Below are 26650 nucleotides of genomic sequence, written 5' to 3' on the forward strand. Positions count from 1 at the left end.
GAAGGTGACGTTCGAGGGCGAGGACATCACGCGCATGCCCACGCACGACATCATGCGCAAGGGCATGGCGATTTCGCCGGAAGGGCGCCGCGTGTTCCCGAGCCTTACGGTGCTCGAAAACCTGCAGATGGGCGGTTTCTTCGCCTCGCAGCACGAGATCGATGCGGGCATTGAGCACGTGTTCAAGCTGTTTCCGCGTTTGAACCAGCGTGCGAAGCAGCGTGCGGGCACGATGTCGGGCGGCGAGCAGCAGATGCTCGCCATCGGCCGCGCGCTCATGAGCCGTCCGCGCTTGCTGCTGCTCGACGAACCCACGCTCGGCCTCGCGCCGCTCGTGATCGCGCAGATCTTCGACATCATCCGCACGATTCGCGAGGAAGGCGTGACGGTGTTCCTCGTCGAGCAGAACGCGAACAAGGCGCTGCATGTGGCCGACCGCGGCTATGTGCTGGAGACCGGGCGCGTGGTGCTCGCCGATAGCGCCGATAACTTGCTCGCCAACGACAATATCAAGCGCGCGTATCTGGGCGGTTGATCGTCTGAGGTCGTGTCGCGCTGCGGCCCGCGCAATCCGCGTTCATCGAACGTGGGTTGCGCGGGCCGTTTCTTTTATGGCACCCGGAACATGCTTCAATCGCCGCGCGCAATCGCAAGCTGCGCGATCAGCCGCATCAGCTCGGCCTGGCGGCGCGTGGTCGTTTTCGCGAACACGTGATGCAGATGCGTGCGCACGGTGGAGGGCAGAACCTCCAGCGCCTCGGCCACGTCTTTCGTGTTGAGGCCCTTGCCGACTTCGCAGGCCACGCGCGCTTCGGCAGGCGTGAGGCCGAACAGCGCGACGAGACGCGTTTCCACGCCGCGCCGCGACGACTGCGGATCGATCACGATCAGCATGGCCGTGCCGGCGCGCGCGGCTTGCGCGCAGCAGTCGGCGCGCCGGTGCGCGCCCAGCGGCGAAATGAGCGCCTGGAGCGGCTCGTCGGGCGGCTGGCGGGCGATCAGCATCGCGCCGCCCGTGCGGTCCCGTGCGTCGCGTCCGGCTGCGCGCGCGATCAGCGCGTGCAACTGCTGCGTGGCGGCGGCCGTGGCGGCGCTGAGTGCGGCGTGTTCGGTGCGCAGCCCGTTTGCGCGTGCGAGCTGCGCGGTGGCAGCGCGATTCGCGAACACGATGTGCGCATCGGCATCGACGATCAGGACGCCGTGTGCGAGCGCGTCGAGCGCGTCTGCGGGCGCATAGCCGCTTTTGTCGTACGAGGCGACGGTGCGTGCGGTGTGCCGCTGCACGCGCAACGCATTGCGCAGATGCGGCAGCAGCTCGCGCAGGGCGTCCAGTTCGTCTTCGCTATAGAAGCGCTTTTCGTGGCGCAGTGCGCCGAGCACGGCGGCCATGTCGCCTTCGCGCAGCACGTTCGCGAAGGCCACCGTGTAGAAGCGCTGCGGGCGCACCCACTCCTGCACGAAAGCGCTGCGTTCCAGACTCCCCTGCGGGTGGATCATCGTGTCGGTGACGAGTGTGCCGGCGGCCCAGCGGCGCGCCTGCGGCACGATCGGATCGAAGCCGCCGTAGTACTGCGCATACGAGTGGGCAAACGAAGCGTCGATGCCGTCCCACTCGGCGAGCGAGAACGTGCTTTCAGGCGGCAGCATGGTGAGATTCACGTGTTGCGCGCCGATGCGCTGGGCAATGCGCGCACACACATCCGGCCAGCGTTGTGCGTCGAAACCGGCGTCGTAGATCGCGTCGATCAGGCCGCCCGTTTCGTCCGGCCCGGAAAGCCTCACGCGCGCACTGTGTGCAACGGTATCGATAGCCGTAGCGTGCGCGGCCGTTGTAGGCCCCATGGCGGTCTCCCAGGCTGGAATTTATTCACGGCAGAAGGCCTCAAGGCATGCGTTGCGACGTTGCATATAGGGCCATGTGGCACTGCAACGACGCCGGCGGCGCGAAGGGGCAAACTGAGGCGTCAATTCACGTTTGCAAACGGCAGGCGGGAGGGGATGCGCTGCAGCATCCCGGGGTGCCTATTCTGAATGAATAGACGATAAAGCCTACGTTTCGCTTTCGTCAGAAGACATTTCGGGTTTCGTTACATCCAATGCATTCCGGGTACTGGACAAGCGCGCTGCGCTCACGATAATTGAGCGTCCCATATCGGGCGCGCTGCACGGGGGAAAGGCGGCGCGCGCTGTCGCGCGAGCCGCCGGAGCGAAGGGCGACAGGGCGACGAATTGGTGAAAGTCAGATCAAGCGGAGAGTCTTTGGATGTCTGAAGAGTACGAAGTGCATGGGCCGCACGACCACGCGGTCGAACACGCCGCGACGGGCCATGGCGGGCACGGCGAGGGCGACCCGTTCCCGGGCCGCATGGCAGTGATGACGGCGATCCTCGCTTCCATTGGGGCGATCTTTGCCTACCAGAGCGGCAACAGCGAGAACCAGGCGCTCTATTACAAGAACGAAGCGGCGATTCGCAAGACCGAAGCCGCGAATCAATGGGCCTACTATCAGGCGAAGGGCGAGAAGCAGAATCTGGCGGAACTGGGCGCGCAACTCTCTGCGCTTGCGCCGAATTCGGACGCCGCGCAAAAGCGCTTTGCCGCCGACGCCGACCGCTATCGCCAGCAGAAGGAGCCGATCCGCGCGAAGGCGGAGGCGCTCGAAAAGATCGTCGAGCAGGACGATGCGCTAAGCGAGCAGGTGCTGCACGGCCATCATCGCTGGGCGCAGGCCACGACGCTCATCCAGATCTCGATCGCGCTCACGGCCATCACGCTGCTTACGCGGCGCCGCTGGCTGCTCAATACGTCGGTGGGCGTGGCCGTCGTTGGCGTGGGCCTGGGCGCATTGGCGTTCTTCGGCGGCTGAGTTTTTCACCCGCCGCACACGATCGCCGTGAGCAGCAACGGCACGACCGATTGCACCGTGGCGTCGCTGTTGGCTTCGCGCACGCGCGAGCGCACCTTCTCCGCGGGCGCGGACACGACGACGCCATAAAGCGGCGAGGCGATCTCCTTGCCCGCGCCTCGCTTGAAGAGCGTGTCGTCGCGGTCGTAGCCGAGTACCACGTAAATGGGAAAGCCGAACGCGCTCAGGCGGGTGCCGCGCACGGGGCTGAACGCGTTGACCGAATTCGCTTCGACGCGCGTCGGCTCGGGTTCGATGGATTTGTCGTCGATAAGCGACGAAATGAACGTGTGGGGATCGGACTTGCAGTCGAACTGCTGGTCGCGTGTGCTGGTTTGCGCATGCGCGACCAGCGGCGCCAGCAGGGCGGCAAAAGCGGCAAGGCCGCTAAGCGCGGCCCGCAGCGTAATCGCCGGGAACGCGAATATCACGGAAGTTTGGCGCTTGGTCATGGCTACGAGCAGCAATGCCGGGAGAAGTCCGGTTGACTCTATTCGACACCCGGACTTCGTTCGTGTTCAAAGCTTACGGCACATAAATTGCGCGGGGCGTGCGCCCGCACACATCCGCATGCGCGATCGCGGCCGTTACAGCATGGATTTCGCCTGGCTCAGGATCTTGTCGCAGACCTGCTTCGTGGCCTGCTCCTTGAGGCCGCTACCCGTGAGGTCGAGCTTCTGCCCATTGCCGGCCGTGAGGATGCCGCTCGTGCCCTGCGTATAGCCGCTGTCTGTGGTGTTCGCGCCGCCGGGCAGTTTGCTCAGCAGCGAGTCCTTCACGTTGCTCGCGGCGTCGGCGTTCAGGTAATTGTTCTTGATGCAGTACTGCAGCACGCCGGTGACATTGCCGAGACTGCTCGAGGTGAGCGAGGACGCGGAAAGCGAACTGCCGAGTCCGCCCAGATTGCCGAGCGCGCCCTGTGCCGAGCCGCCGCTGCCGCCCTGGTTGAGCAGGTTGCCGAGTTGCGCCTGTGCGCCGCCCCAGGGGGCGAGCAGCGCCAGAGTCAGGGTGGCCATCAGCGCCGTGGCAATGCGCGGCGTGGCGACGCCCGGGACAGAGGTTTGCATACACGAATCTCCGTGGTGGTTCAGTGCGCTCTTACTATAGACGGATTCGTTTGCGCGGCTTCGCTACGTGACGCCGCACGGGCGTTCGGCCGGTGGGGGTGCAACCTGTGCAAAGTACGGTCGCCGCATCTCGCCGTGACCGTTTTGTGTTGCATCCGATGATTTCATCGGCATGTCATTTGTTGCGGGCACAACGATGGCGATGCAGGAGCGAACCGGGGTGTGCAAAGAGGGGGGTGTGTCTCAAGTGGTATGCATGCGTTTGGAATTGCGCACGACGCGGACCACGCGCGGGCTACGCAACGAATGCGCTTGTTACAACTGTATCGACGCTGTAAAACACCACGTTTACAGGCCTTTTCTGGCAATATTCCCGACGATTCAAGCGGGAGATTGTTTCTAACCGTAACACTTATTACGGTCCTCCTCATCGGCTGGTTTCAGGTGGTATGCTTCCTGCACAAATTCTCCCTTGCACGAGTGAGACCACGTTTATTGCGTCAATACAGTGAAAGAACGCACTGCCAGAGTGCGCGCAGCGACGCAAATGAACACGTCATATAAGCATATGGTGCAACCGAGCTAGCCAACGCGGGCAGCAAGATCCGCGAGCCAGTGCTCCGTCAATGCAGCCCCGGTCCGGCTGCGTGGAGAACAGCATGAATTTCGAAGAACTGAGCGACGACGAGTGGATGCAGGTGTCCTCGCTCGTGTCAGATGAACCTCCTATTAGACTCAACCGGCGCGGCCGCCCTCGCGCCGAGCCGCGCGTCGTGGCCAATGCCGTCCTCTGGATTCTCACCACCGGTGAGTCGTGGTCGCGCCTGCCCGCGCGTTATCCGTCCGGGCCCACCTGCCGCCGTCGTTTCGAGGAATGGCACGGCAGCGGCACGTTGATCGAACTGGTCGAGTTGCTCTCGCAACGCGGCCGCAAGTTCGTTTATGTGCCCCAGCCGGTGCAGGCCGATGCGCAACCCGTTGCAGTTGCAGTCGAGGAAGTCGCCGAGGACGACGGTCAGCCGGCCGTGTTCTGGAAGAGCCCTGAAGCCTGGCAGGCGCCCGCCGCGCTCGCCGACGCGCCGCTGGCCGATCCCATGGAAAGCATGATGCGTCAGCTCGCTGGCGGTGAGCCGGCGTTGCCCGTTTCGATCGACGCGCCTGTCGTGTCCAACGCAACGACGGCAACGACGGCCGCGGCTGTTGCGAGTGCGACGCGTTCGCAAAGCGAATCCGCATTCGCACCGTTCTCGCCTTCGCGCGTGAACAAGCCTGCTGCGACTCGCGCAATGCCGCGCGACGCGTCGCATCGGGTCGCACACCCGGCGGGCGGCGTGGTGCAGGTCGCGGAATGGCGCGGCTATACGATGAGCCTGACCGTGCAGCCCGTGCGCAACCGCATGTTTCGCGGGGCCGTGGAGATCCTCAAGGATGGCAAGCGCATCGAGCGCTCGGGCCTGATTGGGCCGCCGTTCCAGGATCGCGAATCCGCGCGCAATTTCGCTTTCGACTGGGCGCGTGAATGGCTCGATCGCGAAGGCTCGGCCGAGTCCGAGTCCGAGTCCGGCGTGTCGTGGCCGGGCTCGCATCTCGCGAGGCATGCCGCCTCGACGGGCGCGGCACAGAGCGGCTCGCGAACCACGTCGGCGAACGCCGCGCCGCACGCGGGCGTTCAGAGCACGAGCGTGACGCGTGGTGACCCGTCGAATGCCGCCGCCGCACGCGCGTTGCCTCCGGCCGTGCCGGGCAGCGTGCGGCTCACGCCGCTGCAACCGCCGGTCCAGCGTTACACCGCCAAAGGCGCACTGCTTGCCGGCGGCGAGTCTCACGAAGCCAATACGGCGTCGTCCGGCACCGCCGAGCGCCGCACTGCCGGCACCACCGGAACGCGCTACCGCACGCTCTCGCGTTGATCTTGCGAGGCCGCGCGCGCGGTGCGCGCAGCCTTCCTGCATGGCCTCTACTGCTTTCTTCACTGCCTGCCGTACTGATCGTCCAGACGCACGATATCGTCCTCGCCGAGATACGAGCCCGACTGCACCTCGATGATCTCGAGCGGCATCTTGCCCGGATTTTCCAGTCGATGCGACACGCCCAGCGGGATATACGCTGACTCGTTTTCCGAAACGATGAAGCGTTCTTCCCCGCGCGTGACGAGCGCCGTGCCGCGTACGACGACCCAATGCTCGGCGCGGTGGTGATGCATCTGCAGCGAGAGGCGTGCGCCCGGCTCGACCACGATTCGCTTGACCTGGAAGCGCTCGCCGCTGTCCACGCTGTCGTAGTGGCCCCACGGACGATGCACGAGGCGGTGCGCCACGGCTTCCGTGCGGCGTTCCTGCTTCAGGCGTTGCACGATCTTCTTGACGTCCTGGGCGCGCGAGCGGTCGGCAACGAGGAGAGCGTCGGGCGTCTCCACGATCACGAGGTCCTTCGTGCCGAGGCAGGCCACGAGCCGACCGTCCGCATGCGCGAAGGTGTCGGTTGCGCCTTCGAACATCACGCGGCCTTGCGCGACGTTGCCTTCGTCGTCCTTCGGCGAAACTTGCCAGACGGTGTCCCATGAGCCGAGGTCGGTCCAGCCGGCCGTGAGCGGCACGACTACGCCGCTTGCGATCGACGGGTCGCCGGCGAGCGGCTCCATCACGGCGTAGTCGATCGAGTTCGAAGGCGAACGTGCGAACGCTTCGCTATCCACGCGGAAGAAGTCGCCGTCCGCCTTGCCGTGCTCGATCGATTGTGCGCATGCGGCGTAGATAGCCGGATGGAAATGGCGAATCGCCTTGAGCCAGGTCGATGCACGCACGATGAAAATGCCGCTGTTCCACCAGTAGCGCTGCGAAGCGACGTATTGCTGCGCCAGCTCGAAATAGGGCTTTTCGACGAAGCCGTTCAGACGCCGTGCGCCGCCCGGCTCGGTGCTCGCGAGCGGCTCGCCCACGTGAATGTAGCCGTAGCCCACTTCGGGATGCGTGGGCACGATGCCCATCGTTACGATCTGCCCGTTCGCCGCATGACGCACGCCTTCGGCCACCGCGTTCTGGAACGCTTCGAGGTCGGCAAGCGCATGGTCGGCCGGCATCACCACGAGAATGCCGTCCTCGTGCGAGGCGACGACCGACATGGCGGCGATCGTGAGTGCGGGAGCCGTATCGCGGCCCACCGGCTCGAGGATCAGACGCGCGCGCTTGCCTGTCGCGCGAACCTGGTCGGCGGTGGTGAATCGATGTTCTTCGTTGCAGACGATCAGCAGTTCCTCTGCGAGCGTCACGCGCTCGGCGAGCGCATCGAGGCGGCCCGCGGTGTTGGCAAGCAGCGACTGCTCGCCCACGAGGTTGATCATCTGCTTCGGATATTGCTCGCGCGACAGTGGCCACAGTCGCGAGCCCGCGCCGCCCGCAAGCACGACAGGGCATACCTGCAATGCGCTGCGCGTTTCGGCACGCGTCTGGGACGCTTTTGCCGATGCCGTAGCGGAACCCGTATCCGTCATCTCGCTCTCCTGTAAAAGGTATCGGTGATGCGATTTGTAGCATGCTTAAAATCGTCATAAATCGAGTCGTAAAGAAGAAAACGGAAAATATTGGAATTAAATTTAAATCGCATAAGCGATGCATCTAAATATCGATAAAAAATTCAATAAAAAATCGGCTGTATGCCTATGAAATTTCTTGTCGAAACCCGAAATTTCACACCGTGACAGGAAAAATCTGCCGGAACGATCAGGGCTATGGGTCAATGCGGAGGCGGATTCCGGCAATCTTTGCCGACAAAATTCGCAAAAAATTGACCCGAAAGCGACGAAACAATTAGAGATACTTTTGAGGCTTGCGGGCGGAATTTTTATCGCGCCTTATTAGGGTTTATTCGGATCAGAATTAGCGTCGCCAAGCGTTTCTCACGGTGGCGCAGTCCCAGAAACTTTTGAAGAGAACGGCCACGATGTGCAGTGCGTGGCCGCGATTCATTTTTTTAACCCGAGGTGCCGGACATGCTCAGCGTTCTAGCCAGAATATTCGACGTTGCCGCCATTGCTGCTGGAGCGTTGCTCGCGGCCGCCTTGCATCGTGGCCAGCTCGTGCCGCTCACCGACGCGGAAAGCGTGGCGCTCGCGTTCAACTGCGTGCTCGCGATCTGGATGTTCCCGGCATTCGGCATCTACAAGTCGTGGCGCGGCAAGTCGCTGTACGCGCTCTTTGCCCGCGTGTGCGCGGCCTGGCTCGCCGTGGAGGGCACGGGCATCCTGCTGAGCTTCAGCCTGCACCGCGCCGATTCGCTCTCGCGCCTGTGGCTCGCGTACTGGGTCGTCGCCTCGGTGGCGTTGCTGATCGTCTCGAAGGCGCTCGTGCACATGGTGCTGCGTGGCATTCGCCGCGAGGGCTACAACCAGAAGGCCGTGGCCGTGGTGGGCGGCCCGCGCAACGGGCGTTTCCTGATCGAGCACATGCGCTTTCACCCGGAAGCGGGCTTTCATCCCGCGATCGTGTTCGACGAGGACAGCGACGCGGACGGCGCCGCTGCGATTGACGGCGTGCCTGTGGAGCGCAACCTCCAGGCGTTGCTCGCGTTCGTGCGCGAGAACGAAGTGCGCGAACTGTGGCTCGCGTTGCCGATTACCAAGGAGCGCACGATCCATCGCATCGTCACGGCCTTGCGCAACGACTTCGTGAACATCCGCTTCATTCCGGACGTGCGCAGCCTCTCGTTCTTCAGCCAGCCTGTGGTCGACCTGCTCGGCGTGCCGGCCATCAATCTCGCGGCCTCGCCGGTCACGGACCTGAGCGTGCTGCCCAAGCGCGTGTTCGACATCGTGTTCGCGGGCGGCGTGCTGGTCGCGCTCGCGCCGCTGCTCGCCGCGATTTCGTTCGCCGTGAAGCTCACGTCGAAGGGCCCGGTGTTTTTCAAACAGCGCCGCAAGGGGCTGGATGGCAACGAGTTCGAAATCTACAAGTTCCGCTCGATGAAAGTCCACGCGGAAGTCGCCGGCCAGATCACGCAAGCGCGCCGCAACGATCCGCGCGTGACGCGCGTGGGCGCGTTCCTGCGCCGCACGAGCCTCGACGAGCTGCCGCAATTCATCAACGTGCTCAAGGGCGAGATGTCGGTGGTGGGGCCGCGCCCGCACGCGCTCGCGCACGACGACATCTACAAGGACCTCGTGCGCGGCTACATGGCGCGCTACCGCATCAAGCCCGGCATTACCGGCTGGGCGCAGGTCAACGGCTTTCGCGGCGAAACCGATCGCGTGGAAAAGATGCGCGACCGCGTGCGCTTCGATCTGCACTACATGCAGCACTGGAGCTTCGCGCTCGACCTGCGCATCGTGGCGATGACCATGTGGAAGGGTTTCGCAGGCCAGAACGCATATTGAGGCGAAGCGAGTGCGCGCACGGCTCGTGTGCGCAACGGTTCGCATGACAGGAAGAACCAATCACTTTTGAGGTGGGCATGAATCTGACGATCATTGGCAGCGGTTATGTGGGTCTCGTGACGGGCGCTTGTCTTGCCGACATCGGCAACGACGTGTTCTGTCTCGACGTGGACCAGCGCAAGATCGACCTGCTCAACCAGGGCGTCGTGCCGATTCACGAGCCGGGTCTGAAGGAAATCATCGAGCGCAATGTGCGCGCGCGCCGGCTCAAGTTCTCGACCGACGTGCAAGCCGCGGTCGCGCACGGCGACGTGCAGTTCGTCGCCGTGGGCACGCCGCCCGACGAAGACGGCTCGGCCGATCTGCAATACGTGCTGGCGGCCGCGCGCAATATCGGCCGTCACATGACCGGCTTCAAGGTGGTGGTGGACAAGTCCACGGTGCCGGTGGGTACGGCCGCGCTCGTGCACGACGCGATCGCTTCCGAGCTGCGCAAGCGCGGCGAAAGCCACATGTTCTCGGTGGTCTCGAACCCCGAGTTCCTGAAGGAAGGCGCGGCCGTCGAGGACTTCGCGCGGCCGGACCGCATCGTGCTCGGCTGCAACGACGACGTGCCCGGCGAGCGCGCGAAAGAGGTCATGAAGCGGCTTTACGCGCCGTTCAACCGCAATCACGAGCGCACGCTCTACATGGACGTGCACTCGGCTGAATTCACCAAGTACGCGGCCAACGCCATGCTCGCCACGCGTATCTCGTTCATGAACGAACTCGCGAACCTGGCCGACCGCGTGGGCGCCGATATCGAGGCCGTGCGCCGCGGCGTGGGCTCGGACCCGCGCATCGGTTACGACTTCCTCTATGCGGGTTGCGGCTACGGCGGCTCGTGCTTCCCTAAAGACGTGAAGGCGCTCATGCGCACCGCCGAGGATTTCGGCGAGCCGCTGCAGATCCTGCGCGCCGTGGAGTCCGTCAATGAAGCGCAGAAGCAGGTGCTCGCACAGAAGATCGTCACGCGCTTCGGCTCCGACCTCACGGGCCGCACGTTCGGCGTCTGGGGTCTCGCGTTCAAGCCGAACACCGACGACATGCGCGAGGCGCCGAGCCGCACGCTCATCGCCGAACTGCTCGCGCGCGGCGCCACGGTCAAGGCTTACGACCCGGTTGCGACCGCAGAGGCGAAGCGTGTTCTCGCGCTCGATCTCGCGCACGCGCCGGAACATCAGACGCGGCTGTCGTTCGTGACCGACGCGATGGAGGCCGCGGGCGAAGCGGACGCCGTTGTGATCGCAACGGAATGGAAGGTCTTCAAGGCGCCCGATTTCGAAACGCTCAAGCAGCAGTTGAAGATGCCGATCGTGTTCGACGGCCGCAATCTCTACGAGCCGTCCGCGCTGCAGGAACTCGGCATCGAGTACCACGCCGTGGGCCGCGCGAGTGCGACGCAGGCAAGCCGCGCGCGCGCCGAAACCGCCGCCACGCAGGCGCTGGCCTGAGCGCTGCCGGGCTACGCATCGCGCATGTCAAGGAAGGGAGTCACGCGACCATGATCAAGAACGTGCTCATCGTTTGCCACGCCAACGTCTGCCGCTCACCGGCTGCTGAGCAGCTCTTTCGCGAGCGTCTGCGCGAACAGCAAGGCTCAGGGGCGGAATCGTTTCAATCGGCAGGCCTGCGTGCGCGCGACGGCGACGACATGGACCCCGTGATGCAGTGGCTCCTTGCCGAGCGCGGCATGAAGGTGGGCGAGCATCAGTCGCGCCGCCTCACGAGCCGCCTCGTGCGGTCGGCCGACCTCGTGCTCGTGACCGAGCGCCGTCAGGTCGCCGCGGTCGAGCGCATTGAACCCACCGCGCGCGGCAAGGTGTACGCGCTCGGTAACTGGGAAAACTCTGATGTCAGCGATCCGCATGGGCTCCACGAGTCCGCGTATCGCAAGAGTCTTGAATTGATGGATCGTATGGTTAAGGGATGGTTGAGCCGAATATGCCAATGACAAAACTGAAACTGACGGCGGTGGTCGCGTTGAGCGTCTTCGTTTCCGCGTGCGCAACGGCGCCCGGCAACTATCTCGACACGTCGAGCCTGAAAGAAGCGCCGAACAACCAGCCGCAGCAGCAGTTCAACGTGCAGCTCATTACGCAGCAAGTCGTGCTGCAGCAGGCGCAGGCGGCGGCCACCGCGCCGAAAGCGCCGCTGCCGCCCTCGAAGTTCGCAAGCGCTGCCGACTACGTCTATCACATCGCGCCGCAGGACATTCTCGGTGTGACCGTGTTCGATCACCCCGAGCTTTCGACGCCGCAGGGCTCGACGTTCTCCACGGGCGGCAACACCACGCAGACCGTGGGTCAGGCGCTCACGCAGCCCTATACCAATGCGCTCTCGGGGCAGTCCGACCCCTACGGACAGACCGTGTCGAAGGACGGCACGATCTTCTTTCCGTTCGTGGGCCGCGTGATGGCGGCGGGCAAGACGCCCTCGCAGTTGCGTGAGCAGCTCGCGGCAGGACTCGGGCCCTACGTGAAGAACCCGCAGGTGGACGTGCGCGTGCTCGCCTATCGCAGCCAGAAGGTGCAGGTCACGGGCGACGTGAAGACGCCCGGCCCACTTTCCATGAGCGACGTGCCGCTCACGCTCGTCGACGCCATTACGCGCTCGGGCGGCACGACCGACAGCGCCGACATCAACCGCGTGCGCCTCACGCGCGGCGGCAAGCTGTACACGCTCGATGCGAACCGTATGCTCGACGGCGGCGACACGACTCAGGACGTGATGCTGCAGGACGGCGACGTCATCAATATTCCGGATCGTTCGGATAGCAGAATATTCGTGATGGGTGAAGTGAAGACGCCGACGCAGACGAGCCTGATCCGCGGCAATCTGACGATCGCCGATGCGCTCACCCAGGCGGGCGGCATTCTCGATACCGACGCGAACCCGCGCCAGATCTTCGTGATGCGCGGCATGAAGGACAACCCGACGCAGCCCGAGATCTACCGTCTCGACATGACCAAGCCCGACGCGATCATGCTTTCGTCGCAATTCCAGCTCAAGCCGCTGGATGTGGTGTACGTGGGCACGGCCGCTTCGACGACCTTCAACCGTGTGTTGCAGCAGGTGCTGCCGACCATCCAGACCGTCTTCTATCTGAAGCAGATCGCGAAGTAAGCGCGCATCCACGCGCTTGCAGGGAAGACGCAGGAGCAACACCTAAACAACGGGATTGAATCGTGACCATACAAGCCAATAGCCAGGCCGCCCCGGCGGCCCGCACCGAGGAAGAGGACGTCGTCCTCGGCCAGTTGCTGCGCGTCATCATCGACGACATCGGCTGGCTCATCGCGATCGCGGCGGCGGTGATCGCCATGGCCGTGTTTTATTGCTTCATCGCCAAGCCGGTCTATACGGCCGACACCCAGGTTCGCGTGGAGCAATCCGACTCCACGTCGCAGGCCCTCACGCAAACGCAAACGGGCGCGAACATCAGCTCCGGATCGTCGGCGGGCAGTTTGCCCACCGACGCCGAGATCCAGATGATCAAGAGCCGCAGCGTGGTCGAGCCGGTGGTCAAGCAGTTCAAGCTGAACACCACCGTCACGCCGGTCATGCTGCCCTTGATCGGCAGCCTTTCCGCACGCCTCGCGACGCCGGGCACGCCCGCGCGTCCGTGGTTCGGGCTCAGCAACTGGCTCGGCAGCTATGCGTGGGGCGGCGAGGTCATCAATATCGACTCGGTCGAAGTCACGCCCGGGCTCGAAGGCAAGAAGCTCACGCTCACCGCGCTGGACAACGACCGCTATGTGATCTCGACGCCGGACGGCGCGCGCCTGCTCGAAGGCACCGTTGGCCAGGTCGAACAGGGCGGCGGCGTGAAGCTGCTCGTGAGCAAGCTCGTGGCGCGTCCGGGCACGCGCTTCAAGGTCGTGCGGCTGAACGACCTCGACGCGATCAGCGGCTTCCAGAACGCCATCCAGGTGCAGGAGCAGGGCAAGCAAACGGGCGTGATCGACATCTCGCTCGAAGACAACGACCCCGAGCACGCGGCCACGATTGCCAACGCGGTGGCGCAGTCGTACCTGCGCGAGCATGTGGCGACCAAGCAAGCCGACGCAAGCAAGATGCTCGACTTCCTGCGCAGCGAACAGCCGCGCCTGAAGGGGGACCTCGAAAACGCCGAAGCGGCGCTCACGGCGTACCAGAGCAAGTCGGGTTCGATCAACGCGAGCGACGAAGCGAAGATCTATCTCGACGGCAGCGTGCAATACGAGCAGCAGATTTCGGCGCTGCAACTGCAGATTGCCTCGCTTCAGCAGCGATTTGGCGACCAGCACCCGGTGCTGATCGCGGCACGCCAGCAGCTCGCGCAACTGCAGGGCGAGCGCGCGAAGTACGACACGAAGTTCCGCGACCTGCCGGCCACGGAAGTGAAGGCCGTGCAACTGCAGCGTGACGCGAAGGTGGCAGAGGACATCTACGTGCTGCTGCTCAACCGCATTCAGGAGCTTTCGGTGCAGCGCGTGGGCACGGGCGGCAACGTGCATATCATCGATCCGGCGTTGCGCCCCGGCAGCCCCTCGAAGCCCAAGAAACTGCTGATCGTTTCGGCGGCGTCGCTGCTCGGCATCATTCTCGGCACGGGCTTCGTGCTCATGCGCCGCAACATGTTCAAGGGCATTGTCGATCCGGACCAGATCGAGCGCTCGTTCCAGCTGCCCGTGTACGGCCTCGTGCCGCTTTCGCCGGAGCAGCTGGCGCTCGAAAAGCGCGGCCCGGTGCGTGGCGGCTCGCGCCTGCGCGAAGTGCTCGCCAACGCGCGCCCCAAGGACCTCACGGTCGAAAGCCTGCGTAGCCTGCGCACCTCGCTGCAGTTCAGCGTGATGGATGCGCGCAATCGCGTGGTCATGCTGACGGGTTCGGTGCCCGGCGTCGGCAAGAGCTTCCTGACCGCGAACCTCGCCGTGCTGCTCGCGCATTCGGGCAAGCGCGTGCTGATGATCGACGGCGACATGCGCCGTGGCGCGCTCGAACGCCATCTGGGCGGCCCGCAGGAAAACGGCTTCTCCGAGCTGCTTTCGGGGCAGATTGCGCTGGACGAGGCGATTCGCGCGACCGAAGTGGACAACCTGCACTTCATCTCGTGCGGCCGTCGTCCGCCCAACCCTTCCGAGCTGTTGATGTCGCCGCGTCTTGGCCAGTACCTCGAAGGCCTTTCGAACCGCTACGACGTGCTGCTCATCGATACGCCGCCGGTGCTCGCCGTGACCGACGCCGCCATCATCGGCGGACATGCCGGCTCGACGTTCCTCGTGTTGCGCTCGGGCCTGCACACCGAAGGCGAAATCGCCGAGGCGCTCAAGCGTCTGCGCAATGCCGGCGTGCGCGTGCAGGGCGGTGTATTCAACGGCGTGCCGGCACGCACGCGCGGCAACTATGGCTACGGCTATGCGAACGTGCGCGAGTACCTGAGCGCATGACGTCTACCCACTTATCCAGCACAGCAAAGGAGAACACGCGATGAAAGTGACCGTGCTCGTGCCGACGTATCGGCGTCCTGACGATCTGTCGCGCTGTCTTTCGGCGCTCCTGCGCCAGCAGCGCGCGCCCGACGAAATCGTGGTGGTGGCCCGCGCCGACGACGAGGCCACGCACGCGTGCCTCGCCGAACACGTCACGCCCCGCGTGCTGAACGTGGAAGTGGCCATTGTCAAGGAGCCGGGGCAGGTGGCGGCGCTCAACCGCGGCATCGAGGCCGCGACGGGCGACGTGATCGCCATCACCGACGACGATGCCGCGCCGCGCGCCGACTGGGTCGCGCGCATTGCCGCGGCCTTCGAGTCCGACCCGAAGCTCGGCGCGCTCGGCGGCCGCGACTGGGTGCACGAAGGCGGCCGCATGATCGACGGCGAGCGCACGCTCGTGGGCAAGCTGCAGCGCTCGGGCCGCATCGTCGGCAACCATCATCTGGGTGCGGGCGGCGCGCGTGAAGTGGATCTGCTCAAGGGCGCGAACATGAGCTATCGCCGCGCGGCAATCGGCGACCGGCGTTTCGACCGGCGCCTGCGCGGCACCGGCGCGCAAACGCATAACGACATGGCGTTCAGCATGAGCGTGAAGCGCGCGGGCTGGAAGCTCGTGTACGACCCGCTCGTGGCCGTGGACCATTACCCCGCGCCGCGCCCGGGCGAAGACCCGCGCAACGCGCAGACGCTCGCCTCGATCCGCAACGCCGCTTACAACCTGCATCTGATCCTGCTCGGCCATCTCACGCCGCTGCGCCGCGAAACCGCCTGGTGGTGGTATGCGCTCGTCGGCACGCGCGTGTATCCGGGCCTCGTGCACACGGGCCTGAGCGCCGTGCGCGGCGATTCCGCGGGTGCGGCGTTCGCACGCTGGCGCGCGGTGCGCGGCGGCGCACGAGAGGCGCGCCGCGCGCTCGTTTGAGCGGCGCGGCCAACGACTATACGGAGGACCCCGAATGAGCGGTACGCAAGTCCACGTCCACCTTTTCTATGGCGCCGATCCGCGCCGCTATCGCAAGGGCGAGAATATCGGCAGCCTGTATGGCTACCATCACGCGGAATCTGCGGAATTCGCGCTTAATTACGCGCAGGACGCGAGCGAGAGCACGCCCATGCGCTTCGTGCGGCGCGGCCTGAAGGCGGCGTTCGGTTTCGACTTCATTCACGCATGGCGCAATCGCCGCGCCATTCTGCAGTCCGATGTGATCTGGACGCATACCGAGCAGGAGCATCTGGCCGTGGCGCTGGTGCTGCTGATGAACGCGAAGAAGGGCGGCGCGCGCCCGCTGCTGCTCGCCCAAAGCGTGTGGCTGCTCGACCGCTGGCCGGGCTATGGCGCGCTGCGCCGCGCGATGTACAAGCGGCTGCTCAAGCGGGCCGATCTGCTCACCACGCTCGCGAGCGAGAACGCTGCGCTGTGCGGCGAGTATTTCGGGCGCGAGGCGCGCCACGTGCTCTATGGGCTGAACACGAACGACTTTCCGCTGCGTCCGCCTTCGGAATGGAAACCGCATACGCCGGTGCGCGTGGCCGCGATCGGCAACGACCGCGACCGCGACTGGACCACGCTCGTGAGCGCGCTCGGCAACGATTCGCGCTACCAGGTGCGGATCGCCACGCGGCGGCGCATGCCGGCATCGGCGCGCGCGGACAACGTCGAAATCGTGCGCGTTTCCGGCATCAAGCAGCAGCATGCGCTCTATGACTGGGCGGACATCATTGTCGTGCCGCTTCGTCCCAACACGCACGCTTCGGGCATCACGGTGATGCTCGAAGCTGCGGCGCTCGGCAAGCCGATGATCGCAACGAAGGTCGGCGCGCTCGAAGACTACTTCGACGACAAGGCCGCGTCGTATGTCGAACCGTTCAACGCCCAGCAGTTGCGCGACGCCGCGAATGCGCTCGTGGCCGATCCGGCGCGCGCGCTCGAACAGGCGCGCGAGGCCGGCGAGCAGCTGCGTACGCGCGATCTCACGACGCAGCACTTCGCGCGCCAGCACGCGCAGCTCACGCGCGAGATGCTGCTCGAGCGCGACGCGCTCAATGGCGGCTCGATTGCGGGCGAACCCCAGGGCCGGGGCGTCGCTGCGCGCGGGATGTGATCATGGATGTCACGACCGCTATCCCTGCACCGGCGCCGCAGCCTTCGAGCCCGCAACGCGCCCGCCGTGGGGGGCTGCGCAGCCTGATGGGCCGCGATACGCTGCCGCCGCTCGCCTTGTGGGTGTTCACAGTGCTGCTGATCGGCGCGCACCAGGGCACCGTGCTCACGCTCGCGTTCCCCGTGCTTTCGATCGCGGTGGGCTTCTGGCTCTACTTCGTGAACCCGGTGCGCTATATCGGTTTCATGTGGTGGCTGTGGTTCCTGAGCCCGGAAGTGCGGCGTCTGGCCGACTACGGCAAGGGCGGCTTCACGCCCACGAGTCTTATTCAGGTCGCCCCGCTCGCCGTGACGATGATCAGCGGCATTTCGCTGCTGCGCTACTACCCGATCCTCGGGCAGCGGCGCGGCCTGCCGCTCCTGCTCGCGCTGCTCGGCATCGGCTATGGGTTCGCGGTGGGCGTAGTGGGCAGCGGCCCGGCGGCGGCCGTCTATGACCTCGCGAACTGGATCTATCCGTTCCTGATCGGCTTTCACATCATGGTGCTCACGCGCCAGTACCCCGAATGCAGCAAGACCATCATCAACACCTTCATCTACGGCATGCTCGTGATGGGCGCGTATGGTCTCGTGCAGTTCTTCATCATGCCGCCGTGGGACGCCATGTGGATGATCGGCTCGGACATGAACTCGCAGGGCGACCCCGTGCCGCTCGGCGTGCGCGTGTTCAGCACGATGAATTCGTCGGGCCCGTTCGCATTCGCGATGATGGGCGCGATGGTGTTCGTGATGGCCGCGAAGCATCGCGTGCGCTGGGTCGCAGCGGCGTTCGGCTTCTTCTCGTTCGCGCTCTCGCTCGTGCGCTCCACCTGGGGCGGCTGGGCGATCGCCATGGTCATCCAGTTGATGAAGTCGAGCAACAAGGTGCGTATTCGCATCATCGTGAGCGCGGTCGTGCTGGCGGGCGTATGCGTGCCGCTGCTCACGTTCGGTCCGGTGGCGGACCGCATGCAGCAGCGCCTGAATACGCTCGTGAATCTGAAGGACGACCAGAGCTACGAGGCGCGTAACCAGTTCTATGCCGACTTCGCAAAGAAAGCCTTCACCGACGTGACGGGCGAGGGCCTCGGCGCCACCGGCGCATCGACGAAGCTCTCAAGCAACAACGGCCAGCTCGGCCAGTACGGCAGCTTCGACAGCGGCGTGATGAACATTCCGTTCGTGCTCGGCTGGCCCGGCACGCTGCTCTATATGTCGGGTGTGATGTGGCTGCTCGTGCGCGCGGTGCGCGTGTCGTTTCGCCTGCAGGAGGACCGCTACGTTTGCGCGTGCCTGAGCCTCGCGATCTCGATCTTCGCCATGCTCGTCTTCACCAACTCGCTCGTGGGCACCGGCGGCCTGCTGCTCTTTTCGAGCGTGTTTTCCATTCTCAGCGCGGGACATTGGACGAAGCTTCAACGCCAGGCCAATGTCCGCACCACGGAGGTCTCCGATTGAGAGTCGCAATCGTCACGCATGTCGTGCGCCACAATGACGGCCAGGGCCGCGTCAATCATGAAATCGCGCGCGCCGCGCTCGACGAGGGGTTCGAGGTGACGCTGGTCGCCTCGCATGTCGCGCCCGAACTGCTTGCCCACCCGAAGGTGAAGTGGGTGAACGTGCAACCATCGCGCGCATGGCCCACCAACCTGCTGCGCCAGCAGGTGTTCGCGCTGAAGAGCGCACTGTGGCTGCGCCGCAACCGGCGCGCATACGACGTGCTCCATGTGAACGGCTTCATCACCTGGGCGCACGCCGACGTCAACACCGCGCACTTCGTGCACGGCGGCTGGGCGCGCAGCAAGTACTACCCGTTCGGTCTCACGCGCGGCGTGTGGTCCGCTTACCAGTTCGTGTACACGCGTGCCAATGCGGTGCTGGAGCGCTGGGCGTACCGGCGCTCGCGCGTGATCGCCGCAGTCTCGCGCAAGGTCGCGGACGAAATCCGCGCGTCGGGCGGCCACCCCGTGGAGCGGCTCGACGTCATTTACAACGGCGTGGACACGCGCGGCTTTTCGGCCGCGAGCGCCGACCGCGCGAAGTTCTCGCTGCCCGCCGATGCGTTCCTGCTGCTTTTCGTGGGCGATCTGCGCACGCCGCGCAAGAACCTCGGCACGGTGCTGCACGCGCTCAAGCAGATGCCCGGCAACGTGCATCTGGCCGTGGCCGGCTACCTGCCGGGCAGCCCGTATCCCGATCTCGCGCGCGAGCTTGGCATCGAGTCTCGCGTGCATTTTCTCGGCCTTGTGCGCGAGATGCCCACGCTCATGCGCTCCGTCGATACCTACGTATTTCCTTCGCGCTACGAAGCAATGAGCCTGTCGCTGCTCGAAGCGATGGCGGCGGGTTTGCCCGTCGTGACGGCGCGCACGGCGGGCGGCGCGGAAATCATCACGCCGGAGTGCGGCATCGTGCTCGACGATCCCGACGACGTGCCCGCGCTCGCCAATGCCGTGAAAACGCTCGCCACCGACACACCGCGCCGCCTCGCAATGGGCGCGGCCGCGGCCGAACTCGCCACGCAATTCGGCTGGGCGCGTATGGCTGCGCAATACATCTCGCTCTACCGGCAACTAGCCGGCGACGCAAGCGAGGCCGTGCACCGCGAAGAACCCGAGTTCGCTGCTGCGACGCTGCCGGGCGGTCAACCGCTCCAGCGCGCAGAAACCCCCTGATAACCGCATACGTGCAGAACAAGGACACGCGATGACCACACAATCCATTCAATCGCTGCAAATCGGCATGCACTGGTTTCCCGAGCGCGCAGGCGGGCTCGACCGCATGTACTACTCGCTGGTGGGCGCGCTGCCCGGTGCGGGCGTGCGCGTGCGCGGCGTCGTGGCCGGCTCGCCCAAGGTGGCCCAGGACAGCGGCGGTGCGATCCAGGGCTTCGGCTCCGCTTCGCGCTCGCTGCCGTTTCGCCTGATGGACGCGCGCCGCGCATTGCGCCGCGAGATTCGCCGCCACCGTCCCGACGTGATTTCCTCGCACTTCGCGCTGTACACCTTCCCCGGACTCGACGTCACGCGCGGCATTCCGCAGGTTTCGCATTTCCAGGGACCGTGGGCCGACGAAAGCTTCGTGGAAGGCGCGGCCACGCTGAGCCAGCGCATCAAGCACTCGCTGGAGCAGTCGGTGTATGAGCGCTCGTCGCGGCTCATCGTGCTTTCGAAGGCGTTTGGCGATATTCTCACGCGTCGCTACGGCATTTCGCCCGAGCGCGTGCGCATCGTGCCGGGCTGCGTGGATACGGCGCATTTCGACCCGGCGTGCTCGTCCGCCGAGGCGCGCCTGAGGCTCCAGCTGCCGCAGGGCCGCCCGATCATCCTGGCTGTGCGCCGCCTCGTGCGCCGCATGGGTCTGGAAGACCTGATCGATGCGATCAAGATGGTGAAGCAGCGTCATCCGGACGTGCTCCTGCTGATCGCAGGGCGCGGCCGTCTGGAGTCCGAACTGCAGCAGCGCATCGACGAAGCGGGTCTGGTCGATAACGTGAAGCTGCTCGGTTTCGTGCCTGACGCGCACCTGCCGTCGCTCTATCGCGCCGCAACGCTGAGCGTGGTGCCGACGGTCGCGCTGGAGGGCTTCGGCCTGATTACGGTGGAATCGCTTTCCGCTGGCACGCCGGTTCTGGTGACGCCAGTGGGCGGTTTGCCGGAAGCGGTGGCAGGGCTCTCACAGGACCTCGTGCTGCCGGCCACGGGTGCGAACGCGATTGCCGACGGCATCGACGGCGCGCTTTCTGGGCGCATCAAGCTGCCGGATGAAGCGGCATGCAAGGCGTATGCGCGCGAGCACTTCGACAACGCCGTGATCGCGAAGCGCGTGGCCGGTGTTTATGCGGAAGCGATTGCTACCCACTGAAGCGGGCCGTTAGACCAAAAGAAAACCGCCGCTCGGGAGAGCGGCGGTTGATGTGTAGACGAGAGAAAGCGCGCAGGGCGCGCTATTGCGTTTCGAGCACGCGTTCGCGGGCTTCGTCGTACATCCAGCGCAGCGTGTCTTCTAGGTGCTTGCGCGAGCTGTCGCCGACGATCGAGCGAAGCTTCGCGTTAGACCCGATCAACTGGCGCACCTCGTTGGCGCGCACGAAACGCGGATCGACATGCACCTCGATCTCGTAGCCGGCAATGCGCGCAAGCATGCCGAGCAGCGCGCCAAGCGTTTGACCACTGCCCGAGCAGACGTTGACAGTGACGCCGCGCGGCGCGACTTCGACAAGCCGCGCATAGGCGTTCACGACGTCGCGCACATCGGAGAAGTCGCGGGCCACGTGAAGGTTGCCAAGCGAAATCTGCTTTTCGCCGCGCGCATAGTGCTCGACGATCTTCGGGATCAGGAAGTCCGGCGACTGGCCAACGCCTGTGTAGTTGAACGGGCGCGCGATGATGATCGGCAATTGCGCCTGAAAACGCCTCGCGACGTATTCCATCGCAAGCTTGCTGACTGCGTAGTCGTTGGCGGGTTGGGGTTCGACGTGCTCGTCGATCACGCCGTTCGTGGCGTTGCCGTAGACGTTCGCGCTGCTCGCCAGCAGCACGGCGCGCGGCACGTGCTCTTGCTGCGCGAGGGCTTCGAGCAGATTGCGCGTGCCGACCACGTTCACGAGATACGTGCGCGCAACGTCGCTGTCGGCCACGTGGGCCACCGCGGCGAGATGCACGACCACGTCCGGTCGCGCGGACTCGAGCGCATGGGCGATGGCACCGCGTTCGAGCAGGTCGGCTTCGATCGCCGTGGCGCCAAACGGGAAGGCTTCGGCGCTGAGCGATTCGCCGGCCCGGACGGTGCCCCAGACACGGTAGCCGTCCGCCGCGAGGCGGGCGGCCATATAGCGGCCCGTAAAGCCGCCAATGCCCGTGATGAGCGCGCGCGGACGGCTAGCGGGATCAGAATGTGTCATGGCGTTCGTTGCGCGCAAGGTCGGCCGTGACCATCATCTGGCAGAGTTGCTCGAGCGAAGTCTGCGGCTGCCAGCCGAGCTTTTGCTGAGCCTTGGTCGGGTCGCCAATGAGCAGATCGACTTCGGCCGGGCGGTAGTAGCGCGGGCTCACGCGCACGAGCGTGCGGCCCGTGGCGACGCAAATGCCGGTTTCGCGCTCGCCCTTGCCCGACCATTCGAGCTGGATGCCGGCCGCCGTGAACGCCATCTTCACGAAGTCGCGCACGGTTTCGGTGCGGCCCGTGGCGAGCACGTAGGTGTCCGGTTCATCGGCCTGCAGCATGCGCCACATGCCTTCGACGTATTCTGAGGCGTAGCCCCAGTCGCGCTTGGCGTCGAGATTGCCGAGTTCGAGCATGTTGAGCTTGCCGAGCTTGATCTTGGCAACGCTGTCGGTGATCTTGCGCGTGACGAACTCGCGCCCGCGCAGCGGCGACTCGTGATTGAAGAGAATGCCGCTCGTCGCGAAGATGTCGTAAGACTCGCGATAGTTGATGGTCGACCAGTGCGCGAACAGCTTGGCCACGCCATAGGGGCTGCGCGGATAGAACGGCGTTTCTTCGCATTGCGGGATCGCCTGAACCTTGCCGAACATTTCGGAGGTCGAAGCCTGATAGAAGCGTGCTTTCGGATTCACCACGCGAATCGCTTCGAGCATGTTCAGCACGCCAATGCCGGTGACTTCGGCGGTCGTGGCAGGCTGGTCGAACGAGACGCCCACGAAGCTCTGGGCCGCAAGGTTGTAAACCTCCTGCGCTTGTGCGCGCTCGACGAGGCGCAGGGTCGAGCCCGCATCCGTGAGGTCGTGTTCGACGAGCTCGAGCGAAGGATGGTCGAGGATCCCCAGCTCGTTCATGCGCCAGAAGTTCACGGAGCTGGTGCGGCGATACGTGCCGGTGACGTTGTAGCCCTTGTCGAGCAGAAGGCGCGTGAGGTAGGCGCCGTCCTGGCCGGAAACACCGGTGATGATCGCTTTGCGACGTTCGTTCATGTGATGTGTCCTTGAAATAGCGAACGGGATTCAGGAATTACGATTGCGTGCTCGACTGGCGCACGCGCGCGGTGATGTCCACCGGCTTCGCCGCCGAGCGGCGGCGCGGGCCGCGCGTGAGGCGGCGCTCGAAGAGGAACCAGCTCGCACTCGCATAAGCGAGCGTGAGGACGAGCGCAATCGCGGCGCTCTCGATGCGGCCGTAGTGAAGCGGCCACACGGCATAGAGAATCGTAAGGTGAATGAGGTAGATCGTGTAGCTGATCGTGCCGATATACACGAGCACCGGGTTCGACAGCAGGCGCCGCACGATGCCTTTCGACTGCAGCGCGAACACGACGATGGAGGTGCAGAGCACGAGCGAAATGCTATAGAGCGTCGCATTCGAGAGCGGCGTGTTCATCGCGCGAAAGCGCGGGTAGTGCAGGTGCAGCCAGGCCAGCGCGCCGAGCGCCGCAAAGAACAGCACGGCGGCGGGCCACTTGAAGGGTTCGAGCGCGTTGCGGTCGCGGCGCACGAGCACGGCGAGCAACGCGCCGGCGGCCAGCAGGTCCATGCGGAACGGCGTGAGATAGTAGATCGGCCAGTACGTGTCGAACCACGGCGTCGCAACGGCGCGCAGTACAGGCACAAGCAGGATGAGCGCGGCGGCCACGAGCGCCATGAGGCGCTGCGGCAGGAACAGCACGACGAAGGGCCACACGATGTAGAACTGCTCTTCTACGGCGAGCGACCAGAGAATGTTGAGGCTGTCGTGTCCGCTCTGGCCGAGCGCGTCGCCGATATTGGTGGCGAAGAACGCATACCACGGCCAGTAGTGCGCCCAGCCGAAGCCGAACAGCAGCGACGACACCACGAGCAGCAGCACGTAAGGCGGCAGAATGCGGCGCAAGCGGCGCGCATAGAAGTAGCTGAAATACGATTGCCCGCGCGCCTTGCGCTCGAGCAGGATGCCGGTGATCAGAAAGCCGCTCAGCACGAAGAACAGGTCGACGCCCATCCACAGCGGCGCGTGCAACGCGTGCTGCGCGAACACGGCGAGCACGGCGAAAGCACGCAGACCGTCCAGCTGGACTATGCGGTGGGAATGGTCGGCGGGGGCTTGTTGATGGACCAGGCGGCTAACGGTCATCGGTTCTCCGGTGAGTTCATGCATGCACGATTACTGTGCGATTCATTCTAGAAAGAATTAAATCTTCAAAAAGCCGAAATATATTGGCATTGGATTTTTAATTTTAATTACCGGAATTTGCGCGATATGAAATACGCATGGCTGTCCGGAAATGAGGTCACGTCAAGCTGCGTAGGCCTTACAGGCTTCACGTCCCGGCTCTGGGATTTATTTCCGGCGCACTCGGAAATGGGTCATAAATACTGAATTTTTTTGAATTATTTTCCCTTTTTTGGAGGCGATTTTTCATACGGTTTGTGCGGCATGATCCAGGCAGATTGCCGTCATCAGACCGGAGGAATTGCCTTGCCGTTATCGAATCCCGATCGCCGTTTGCGCAGGACGTTGGCGCTGGCCGCGACGTGCACGTTTATCTGCACGTCTTCGGTCCAGACCATCGCCGCGCCGCAGCTCAACGTGACGACCTCGTGGATCGGCAACACCTTTGGTAATGGCCAGGGCACCTGGATGCAAATCAACGTCACGGCCATTGCCGTCACACCCGAAGGCAAGGTCTTCACCAACGCCCCGTGGGACGAGAGCGGCGCCGAGATCAGCGCGTACCAGGACGGCAAGCCGCTCGGCTTTGCCGGCGGCACGCATGGCTGGGGCGGCGGCGGTGGCAGCGCGGTGGCCGTGAATCATCGCTATCTGTATGCGGCGGTGGGCGTGGGCAACGAGAAGGGCCATCTCGTCGGCAGCGGCATCTGGCCTGCGAAGGGCAGCCAGTGGTACGGCATCACGCGCCGGCCGCTCGACGAGCCCAAACGTCCGGCCGCGTTTCAGGCTTCGCCCGATCCGCTCAATCCGCATGCGCAGCTTTCGGCGTCGTTTCTGAAGATCAACGAAGTCCCTGCGGGCACGCCTGCCGACATTGGCGGCCTCGCCGCTACGGATTCGACGCTCTACGTGAGCAACACGCCGATGAACCGCATCGAGGTGTACGACGCGAACTCGATGCAGCGCAAGACGCAATGGGACGTTGAGGCGCCGGGACGTATCGCGCTCGCGGCCGACGGGTCGGTGTGGGTGCTCACGGGGAGTGGCGCGGGCAAGGGCGCTGCCCAGCCGCGCGTGGCGCATTACTCGGCAGATGGCAAGCGCCTCGACGACACGCTCGCGCTGCCCGACGATGCGGTGCCCGTGGATCTCGCGTTCGATCCGCAGCAACGCTTGCTGATCGCCGATAACGGGCCACGCCAGCAGATTCTGATCTTCACGCGCAACGGCAAGACGTGGACGCAGAGCGCCACGCTTGGCGAACGCGGCGGCATCTTCTCGGGTGTCGCGGGCAGGCCGGGGCCGGGCCGGTTCAATGGCCTGACGGGCGTCGGCACCGATGCGCGCGGCAACATCTACGTCTCGACCAACGGCGTGGGGCCGCAGCACGATGGCAGCATCGGCGCAGGCCTTGGCGCGACGCTGGAGGCGTATACGCCCGCAGGCAAGCGCCTGTGGAACCTGGAAGGCCTGCTCTTCGTAGATGGCGCCTGGGTGGACCCGCAGCGCCCCAACAGCGTTTATACGGGCAACAAGCGCTTCGAACTTGATTTGTCGAAGCCAGCAGGGCAGGACTGGAAATATGTCGGATTCCTGTCTAATCGGTTCCGCTATCCCGACGACCCCGTTTTTCACACCGATCAGTGGCCGGGTCTGCCGACCGCGCGCGTGTTGGATGGACACACGTTCCTGTTCCTGACCGACATGTATGCGGACCACCTGAAGATCTATCGCTTCGACGCGCAGCGCGACGGCGAGACCGCGATTCCCTCGGGCTTCATCGCGGGGCGCGGCCGCGGGGTGCAGAACGTGCCGAACGCGCCAACCGTGCCGTCGGCCGGCGACTGGATCTGGCGCGACACGAACGGCAACGGCGCGTTCGACGCCGACGAATTCACGCGCAATCCGGGCCGCGATCACCTTGCAGGCGGGTGGGGCTGGTGGATCGACACGCGCGGCGACATCTGGCGCGCGCGCGACGACAAGGGCATCTGGCGCTTTCGCTTTGGCGGTCTCGATGCGAAGGGCAACCCGATCTACTCGTACGACAAGCTCGACAAGTACGCGATTCCCGCGCCGTTTACCGAGGTGCATCGCGCGATCTACGAACCGCAGACCGACACGCTCTACGTGACGGGCTACACCGCCGACGCGCCGCACGATCCCGGCTTCTGGAAGGAAGCGGGGCGTGTGCTGGTGCGCTACGACAAGTGGTCGAGCGCTCACCCCGAGCAGCGCTACATGCTGCGCCTGCCGTGGGACCCGAAGGCGAAGCCGCCTGTCACGCCCGCAGGGCTCACGGTGGAAGGCCAGTACATGTTCGTGGTCGAGCCCGCGGGCAACGTGCACGTGTACGACAAGGACAGCGCGAAGGAGATCGGCACCTTCGGCCCGGGCGCGGAAGTGGGCAATACCTCGGGTTGGGTCGACGTGCCGTTCGGCATCACCGCGCATCGCGAAGCAAACGGCGAATACCTCGTGTTCGTCGAGGAAGACGCGCGCGGCAAGGTCCTCATGTACCGCTGGAAACCGGCCTGACCCTCACGGGCC

At 64.9% G+C, this 26650-nt stretch carries 22 protein-coding genes; 15 read left to right on the forward strand and 7 right to left on the reverse strand.

Annotated features, from left to right (window positions below):
* On the forward strand, positions 1-535 hold a 535-nt coding region (locus tag U5A58_RS33115), incomplete at its 5' end, for an ABC transporter ATP-binding protein (RefSeq protein ID WP_321964590.1).
* A gap of 95 nt (positions 536-630) precedes the next feature.
* Here the strand turns inward: U5A58_RS33115 and U5A58_RS33120 are convergent.
* A complete protein-coding gene (locus tag U5A58_RS33120; RefSeq protein ID WP_321964591.1) occupies positions 631-1842 on the reverse strand; it encodes a helix-turn-helix transcriptional regulator in 1212 nt (403 codons plus the stop codon).
* A gap of 421 nt (positions 1843-2263) precedes the next feature.
* On the opposite strand from U5A58_RS33120, the gene U5A58_RS33125 reads away from it, so the two are divergent.
* Positions 2264-2866, forward strand: a complete 603-nt coding sequence (locus tag U5A58_RS33125; RefSeq protein ID WP_321964592.1) for a DUF4337 domain-containing protein — start codon at positions 2264-2266, stop codon at positions 2864-2866.
* Between the two features lie 5 nt (positions 2867-2871).
* On the opposite strand, the gene U5A58_RS33130 is transcribed toward U5A58_RS33125, so the two are convergent.
* Positions 2872-3357 (reverse strand): hypothetical protein, encoded by a 486-nt coding sequence (locus tag U5A58_RS33130; RefSeq protein ID WP_321909365.1) that lies wholly within the window; start codon positions 3355-3357, stop codon positions 2872-2874.
* Between the two features lie 135 nt (positions 3358-3492).
* Positions 3493-3921 (reverse strand): DUF2501 domain-containing protein, encoded by a 429-nt coding sequence (locus tag U5A58_RS33135; protein WP_321909830.1) that lies wholly within the window; start codon positions 3919-3921, stop codon positions 3493-3495.
* A 710-nt stretch (positions 3922-4631) separates the two neighbouring features.
* On the opposite strand from U5A58_RS33135, the gene U5A58_RS33140 reads away from it, so the two are divergent.
* A complete protein-coding gene (locus U5A58_RS33140; protein ID WP_321964593.1) occupies positions 4632-5882 on the forward strand; it encodes a transposase in 1251 nt (416 codons plus the stop codon).
* A gap of 59 nt (positions 5883-5941) precedes the next feature.
* Here U5A58_RS33140 and U5A58_RS33145 read toward each other — a convergent pair whose 3' ends face one another.
* Positions 5942-7462, reverse strand: a complete 1521-nt coding sequence (locus tag U5A58_RS33145) for a mannose-1-phosphate guanylyltransferase/mannose-6-phosphate isomerase (protein WP_321964594.1) — start codon at positions 7460-7462, stop codon at positions 5942-5944.
* A gap of 178 nt (positions 7463-7640) precedes the next feature.
* Here U5A58_RS33145 and U5A58_RS33150 point away from each other — a divergent pair, with 178 nt between their 5' ends.
* The 11 genes from U5A58_RS33150 (at position 7641) to U5A58_RS33200 (ending at position 20860) form a co-directional block, all read left to right on the forward strand.
* Positions 7641-7829: a hypothetical protein gene (locus tag U5A58_RS33150; RefSeq protein ID WP_321964595.1), complete on the forward strand. Its 189-nt coding sequence runs from the start codon at positions 7641-7643 to the stop codon at positions 7827-7829.
* A 131-nt stretch (positions 7830-7960) separates the two neighbouring features.
* Entirely contained in the window at positions 7961-9340 is a 1380-nt protein-coding gene (locus U5A58_RS33155) for an undecaprenyl-phosphate glucose phosphotransferase (protein WP_321933575.1), read from the forward strand.
* Between the two features lie 77 nt (positions 9341-9417).
* Positions 9418-10833 carry a UDP-glucose/GDP-mannose dehydrogenase family protein gene (locus U5A58_RS33160; protein ID WP_321964596.1) on the forward strand — a complete coding sequence of 472 codons (1416 nt, stop codon included), beginning with the start codon at positions 9418-9420 and terminating at the stop codon, positions 10831-10833.
* Positions 10834-10883: 50 nt separating this feature from the next.
* Complete coding sequence (locus U5A58_RS33165) at positions 10884-11333, forward strand: low molecular weight phosphotyrosine protein phosphatase (protein WP_321909354.1); 450 nt, start codon at positions 10884-10886, stop codon at positions 11331-11333.
* Positions 11330-12505, forward strand: a complete 1176-nt coding sequence (locus tag U5A58_RS33170; RefSeq protein ID WP_321909352.1) for a polysaccharide biosynthesis/export family protein — start codon at positions 11330-11332, stop codon at positions 12503-12505. Before U5A58_RS33165 ends, U5A58_RS33170 begins: the two co-directional genes overlap by 4 nt.
* 59 nt (positions 12506-12564) lie before the next feature.
* Positions 12565-14811: a polysaccharide biosynthesis tyrosine autokinase gene (locus U5A58_RS33175; RefSeq protein WP_415774336.1), complete on the forward strand. Its 2247-nt coding sequence runs from the start codon at positions 12565-12567 to the stop codon at positions 14809-14811.
* A 40-nt stretch (positions 14812-14851) separates the two neighbouring features.
* Positions 14852-15778 (forward strand): glycosyltransferase family 2 protein, encoded by a 927-nt coding sequence (locus U5A58_RS33180; protein WP_321964598.1) that lies wholly within the window; start codon positions 14852-14854, stop codon positions 15776-15778.
* A 34-nt stretch (positions 15779-15812) separates the two neighbouring features.
* The gene (locus U5A58_RS33185) at positions 15813-16958 is read left to right on the forward strand and encodes a glycosyltransferase (protein WP_321964599.1); all 1146 of its coding nucleotides are present in this window, start codon (positions 15813-15815) and stop codon (positions 16956-16958) included.
* Positions 16959-16960: 2 nt separating this feature from the next.
* Positions 16961-18454 carry a glucose-6-phosphate isomerase gene (locus U5A58_RS33190; RefSeq protein ID WP_415774332.1) on the forward strand — a complete coding sequence of 498 codons (1494 nt, stop codon included), beginning with the start codon at positions 16961-16963 and terminating at the stop codon, positions 18452-18454.
* Positions 18451-19671, forward strand: a complete 1221-nt coding sequence (locus U5A58_RS33195) for a glycosyltransferase family 4 protein (protein WP_321964600.1) — start codon at positions 18451-18453, stop codon at positions 19669-19671. Before U5A58_RS33190 ends, U5A58_RS33195 begins: the two co-directional genes overlap by 4 nt.
* A 31-nt stretch (positions 19672-19702) precedes the next feature.
* Positions 19703-20860, forward strand: coding sequence for a glycosyltransferase family 4 protein (locus tag U5A58_RS33200; protein WP_321964601.1), 1158 nt, complete (start codon positions 19703-19705; stop codon positions 20858-20860).
* A gap of 82 nt (positions 20861-20942) precedes the next feature.
* On the opposite strand, the gene U5A58_RS33205 is transcribed toward U5A58_RS33200, so the two are convergent.
* From U5A58_RS33205 to U5A58_RS33215, 3 genes are read right to left on the reverse strand one after another with little or no spacing between them, the layout of a single operon-like run.
* Positions 20943-21899: a GDP-mannose 4,6-dehydratase gene (locus tag U5A58_RS33205; protein ID WP_321964602.1), complete on the reverse strand. Its 957-nt coding sequence runs from the start codon at positions 21897-21899 to the stop codon at positions 20943-20945.
* Positions 21886-22929 carry a GDP-mannose 4,6-dehydratase gene (gene gmd / locus U5A58_RS33210; protein WP_321964603.1) on the reverse strand — a complete coding sequence of 348 codons (1044 nt, stop codon included), beginning with the start codon at positions 22927-22929 and terminating at the stop codon, positions 21886-21888. Before gmd ends, U5A58_RS33205 begins: the two co-directional genes overlap by 14 nt.
* Before the next feature lie 37 nt (positions 22930-22966).
* Positions 22967-24061, reverse strand: a complete 1095-nt coding sequence (locus tag U5A58_RS33215; RefSeq protein WP_321964604.1) for an acyltransferase — start codon at positions 24059-24061, stop codon at positions 22967-22969.
* Between the two features lie 345 nt (positions 24062-24406).
* Between U5A58_RS33215 and U5A58_RS33220 the strand changes: the two genes are divergently transcribed.
* Positions 24407-26638 (forward strand): hypothetical protein, encoded by a 2232-nt coding sequence (locus tag U5A58_RS33220; RefSeq protein ID WP_415774333.1) that lies wholly within the window; start codon positions 24407-24409, stop codon positions 26636-26638.
* Positions 26639-26650 lie beyond the last annotated feature (12 nt).

Origin of the sequence: Paraburkholderia sp. J7 (genome assembly GCF_905220155.1) — a bacterium.
GTDB lineage: Bacteria > Pseudomonadota > Gammaproteobacteria > Burkholderiales > Burkholderiaceae > Paraburkholderia.

Excerpts from the sequence above, each read along its gene's own strand:
- U5A58_RS33120 (WP_321964591.1), bottom strand. The coding sequence starts at position 1,842 with ATGGGGCCTACAACGGCCGCGCACGCTACGGCTATCGATACCGTTGCA.
- U5A58_RS33125 (WP_321964592.1), top strand. The coding sequence starts at position 2,264 with ATGTCTGAAGAGTACGAAGTGCATGGGCCGCACGACCACGCGGTCGAA.
- U5A58_RS33130 (WP_321909365.1), bottom strand. The coding sequence starts at position 3,357 with ATGACCAAGCGCCAAACTTCCGTGATATTCGCGTTCCCGGCGATTACG.
- U5A58_RS33135 (WP_321909830.1), bottom strand. The coding sequence starts at position 3,921 with ATGGCCACCCTGACTCTGGCGCTGCTCGCCCCCTGGGGCGGCGCACAG.
- U5A58_RS33140 (WP_321964593.1), top strand. The coding sequence starts at position 4,632 with ATGAATTTCGAAGAACTGAGCGACGACGAGTGGATGCAGGTGTCCTCG.
- U5A58_RS33145 (WP_321964594.1), bottom strand. The coding sequence starts at position 7,462 with ATGACGGATACGGGTTCCGCTACGGCATCGGCAAAAGCGTCCCAGACG.
- U5A58_RS33155 (WP_321933575.1), top strand. The coding sequence starts at position 7,961 with ATGCTCAGCGTTCTAGCCAGAATATTCGACGTTGCCGCCATTGCTGCT.
- U5A58_RS33160 (WP_321964596.1), top strand. The coding sequence starts at position 9,418 with ATGAATCTGACGATCATTGGCAGCGGTTATGTGGGTCTCGTGACGGGC.
- U5A58_RS33165 (WP_321909354.1), top strand. The coding sequence starts at position 10,884 with ATGATCAAGAACGTGCTCATCGTTTGCCACGCCAACGTCTGCCGCTCA.
- U5A58_RS33170 (WP_321909352.1), top strand. The coding sequence starts at position 11,330 with ATGACAAAACTGAAACTGACGGCGGTGGTCGCGTTGAGCGTCTTCGTT.
- U5A58_RS33180 (WP_321964598.1), top strand. The coding sequence starts at position 14,852 with ATGAAAGTGACCGTGCTCGTGCCGACGTATCGGCGTCCTGACGATCTG.
- U5A58_RS33185 (WP_321964599.1), top strand. The coding sequence starts at position 15,813 with ATGAGCGGTACGCAAGTCCACGTCCACCTTTTCTATGGCGCCGATCCG.
- U5A58_RS33190 (WP_415774332.1), top strand. The coding sequence starts at position 16,961 with ATGGATGTCACGACCGCTATCCCTGCACCGGCGCCGCAGCCTTCGAGC.
- U5A58_RS33200 (WP_321964601.1), top strand. The coding sequence starts at position 19,703 with ATGACCACACAATCCATTCAATCGCTGCAAATCGGCATGCACTGGTTT.
- U5A58_RS33205 (WP_321964602.1), bottom strand. The coding sequence starts at position 21,899 with ATGACACATTCTGATCCCGCTAGCCGTCCGCGCGCGCTCATCACGGGC.
- gmd (WP_321964603.1), bottom strand. The coding sequence starts at position 22,929 with ATGAACGAACGTCGCAAAGCGATCATCACCGGTGTTTCCGGCCAGGAC.
- U5A58_RS33215 (WP_321964604.1), bottom strand. The coding sequence starts at position 24,061 with ATGACCGTTAGCCGCCTGGTCCATCAACAAGCCCCCGCCGACCATTCC.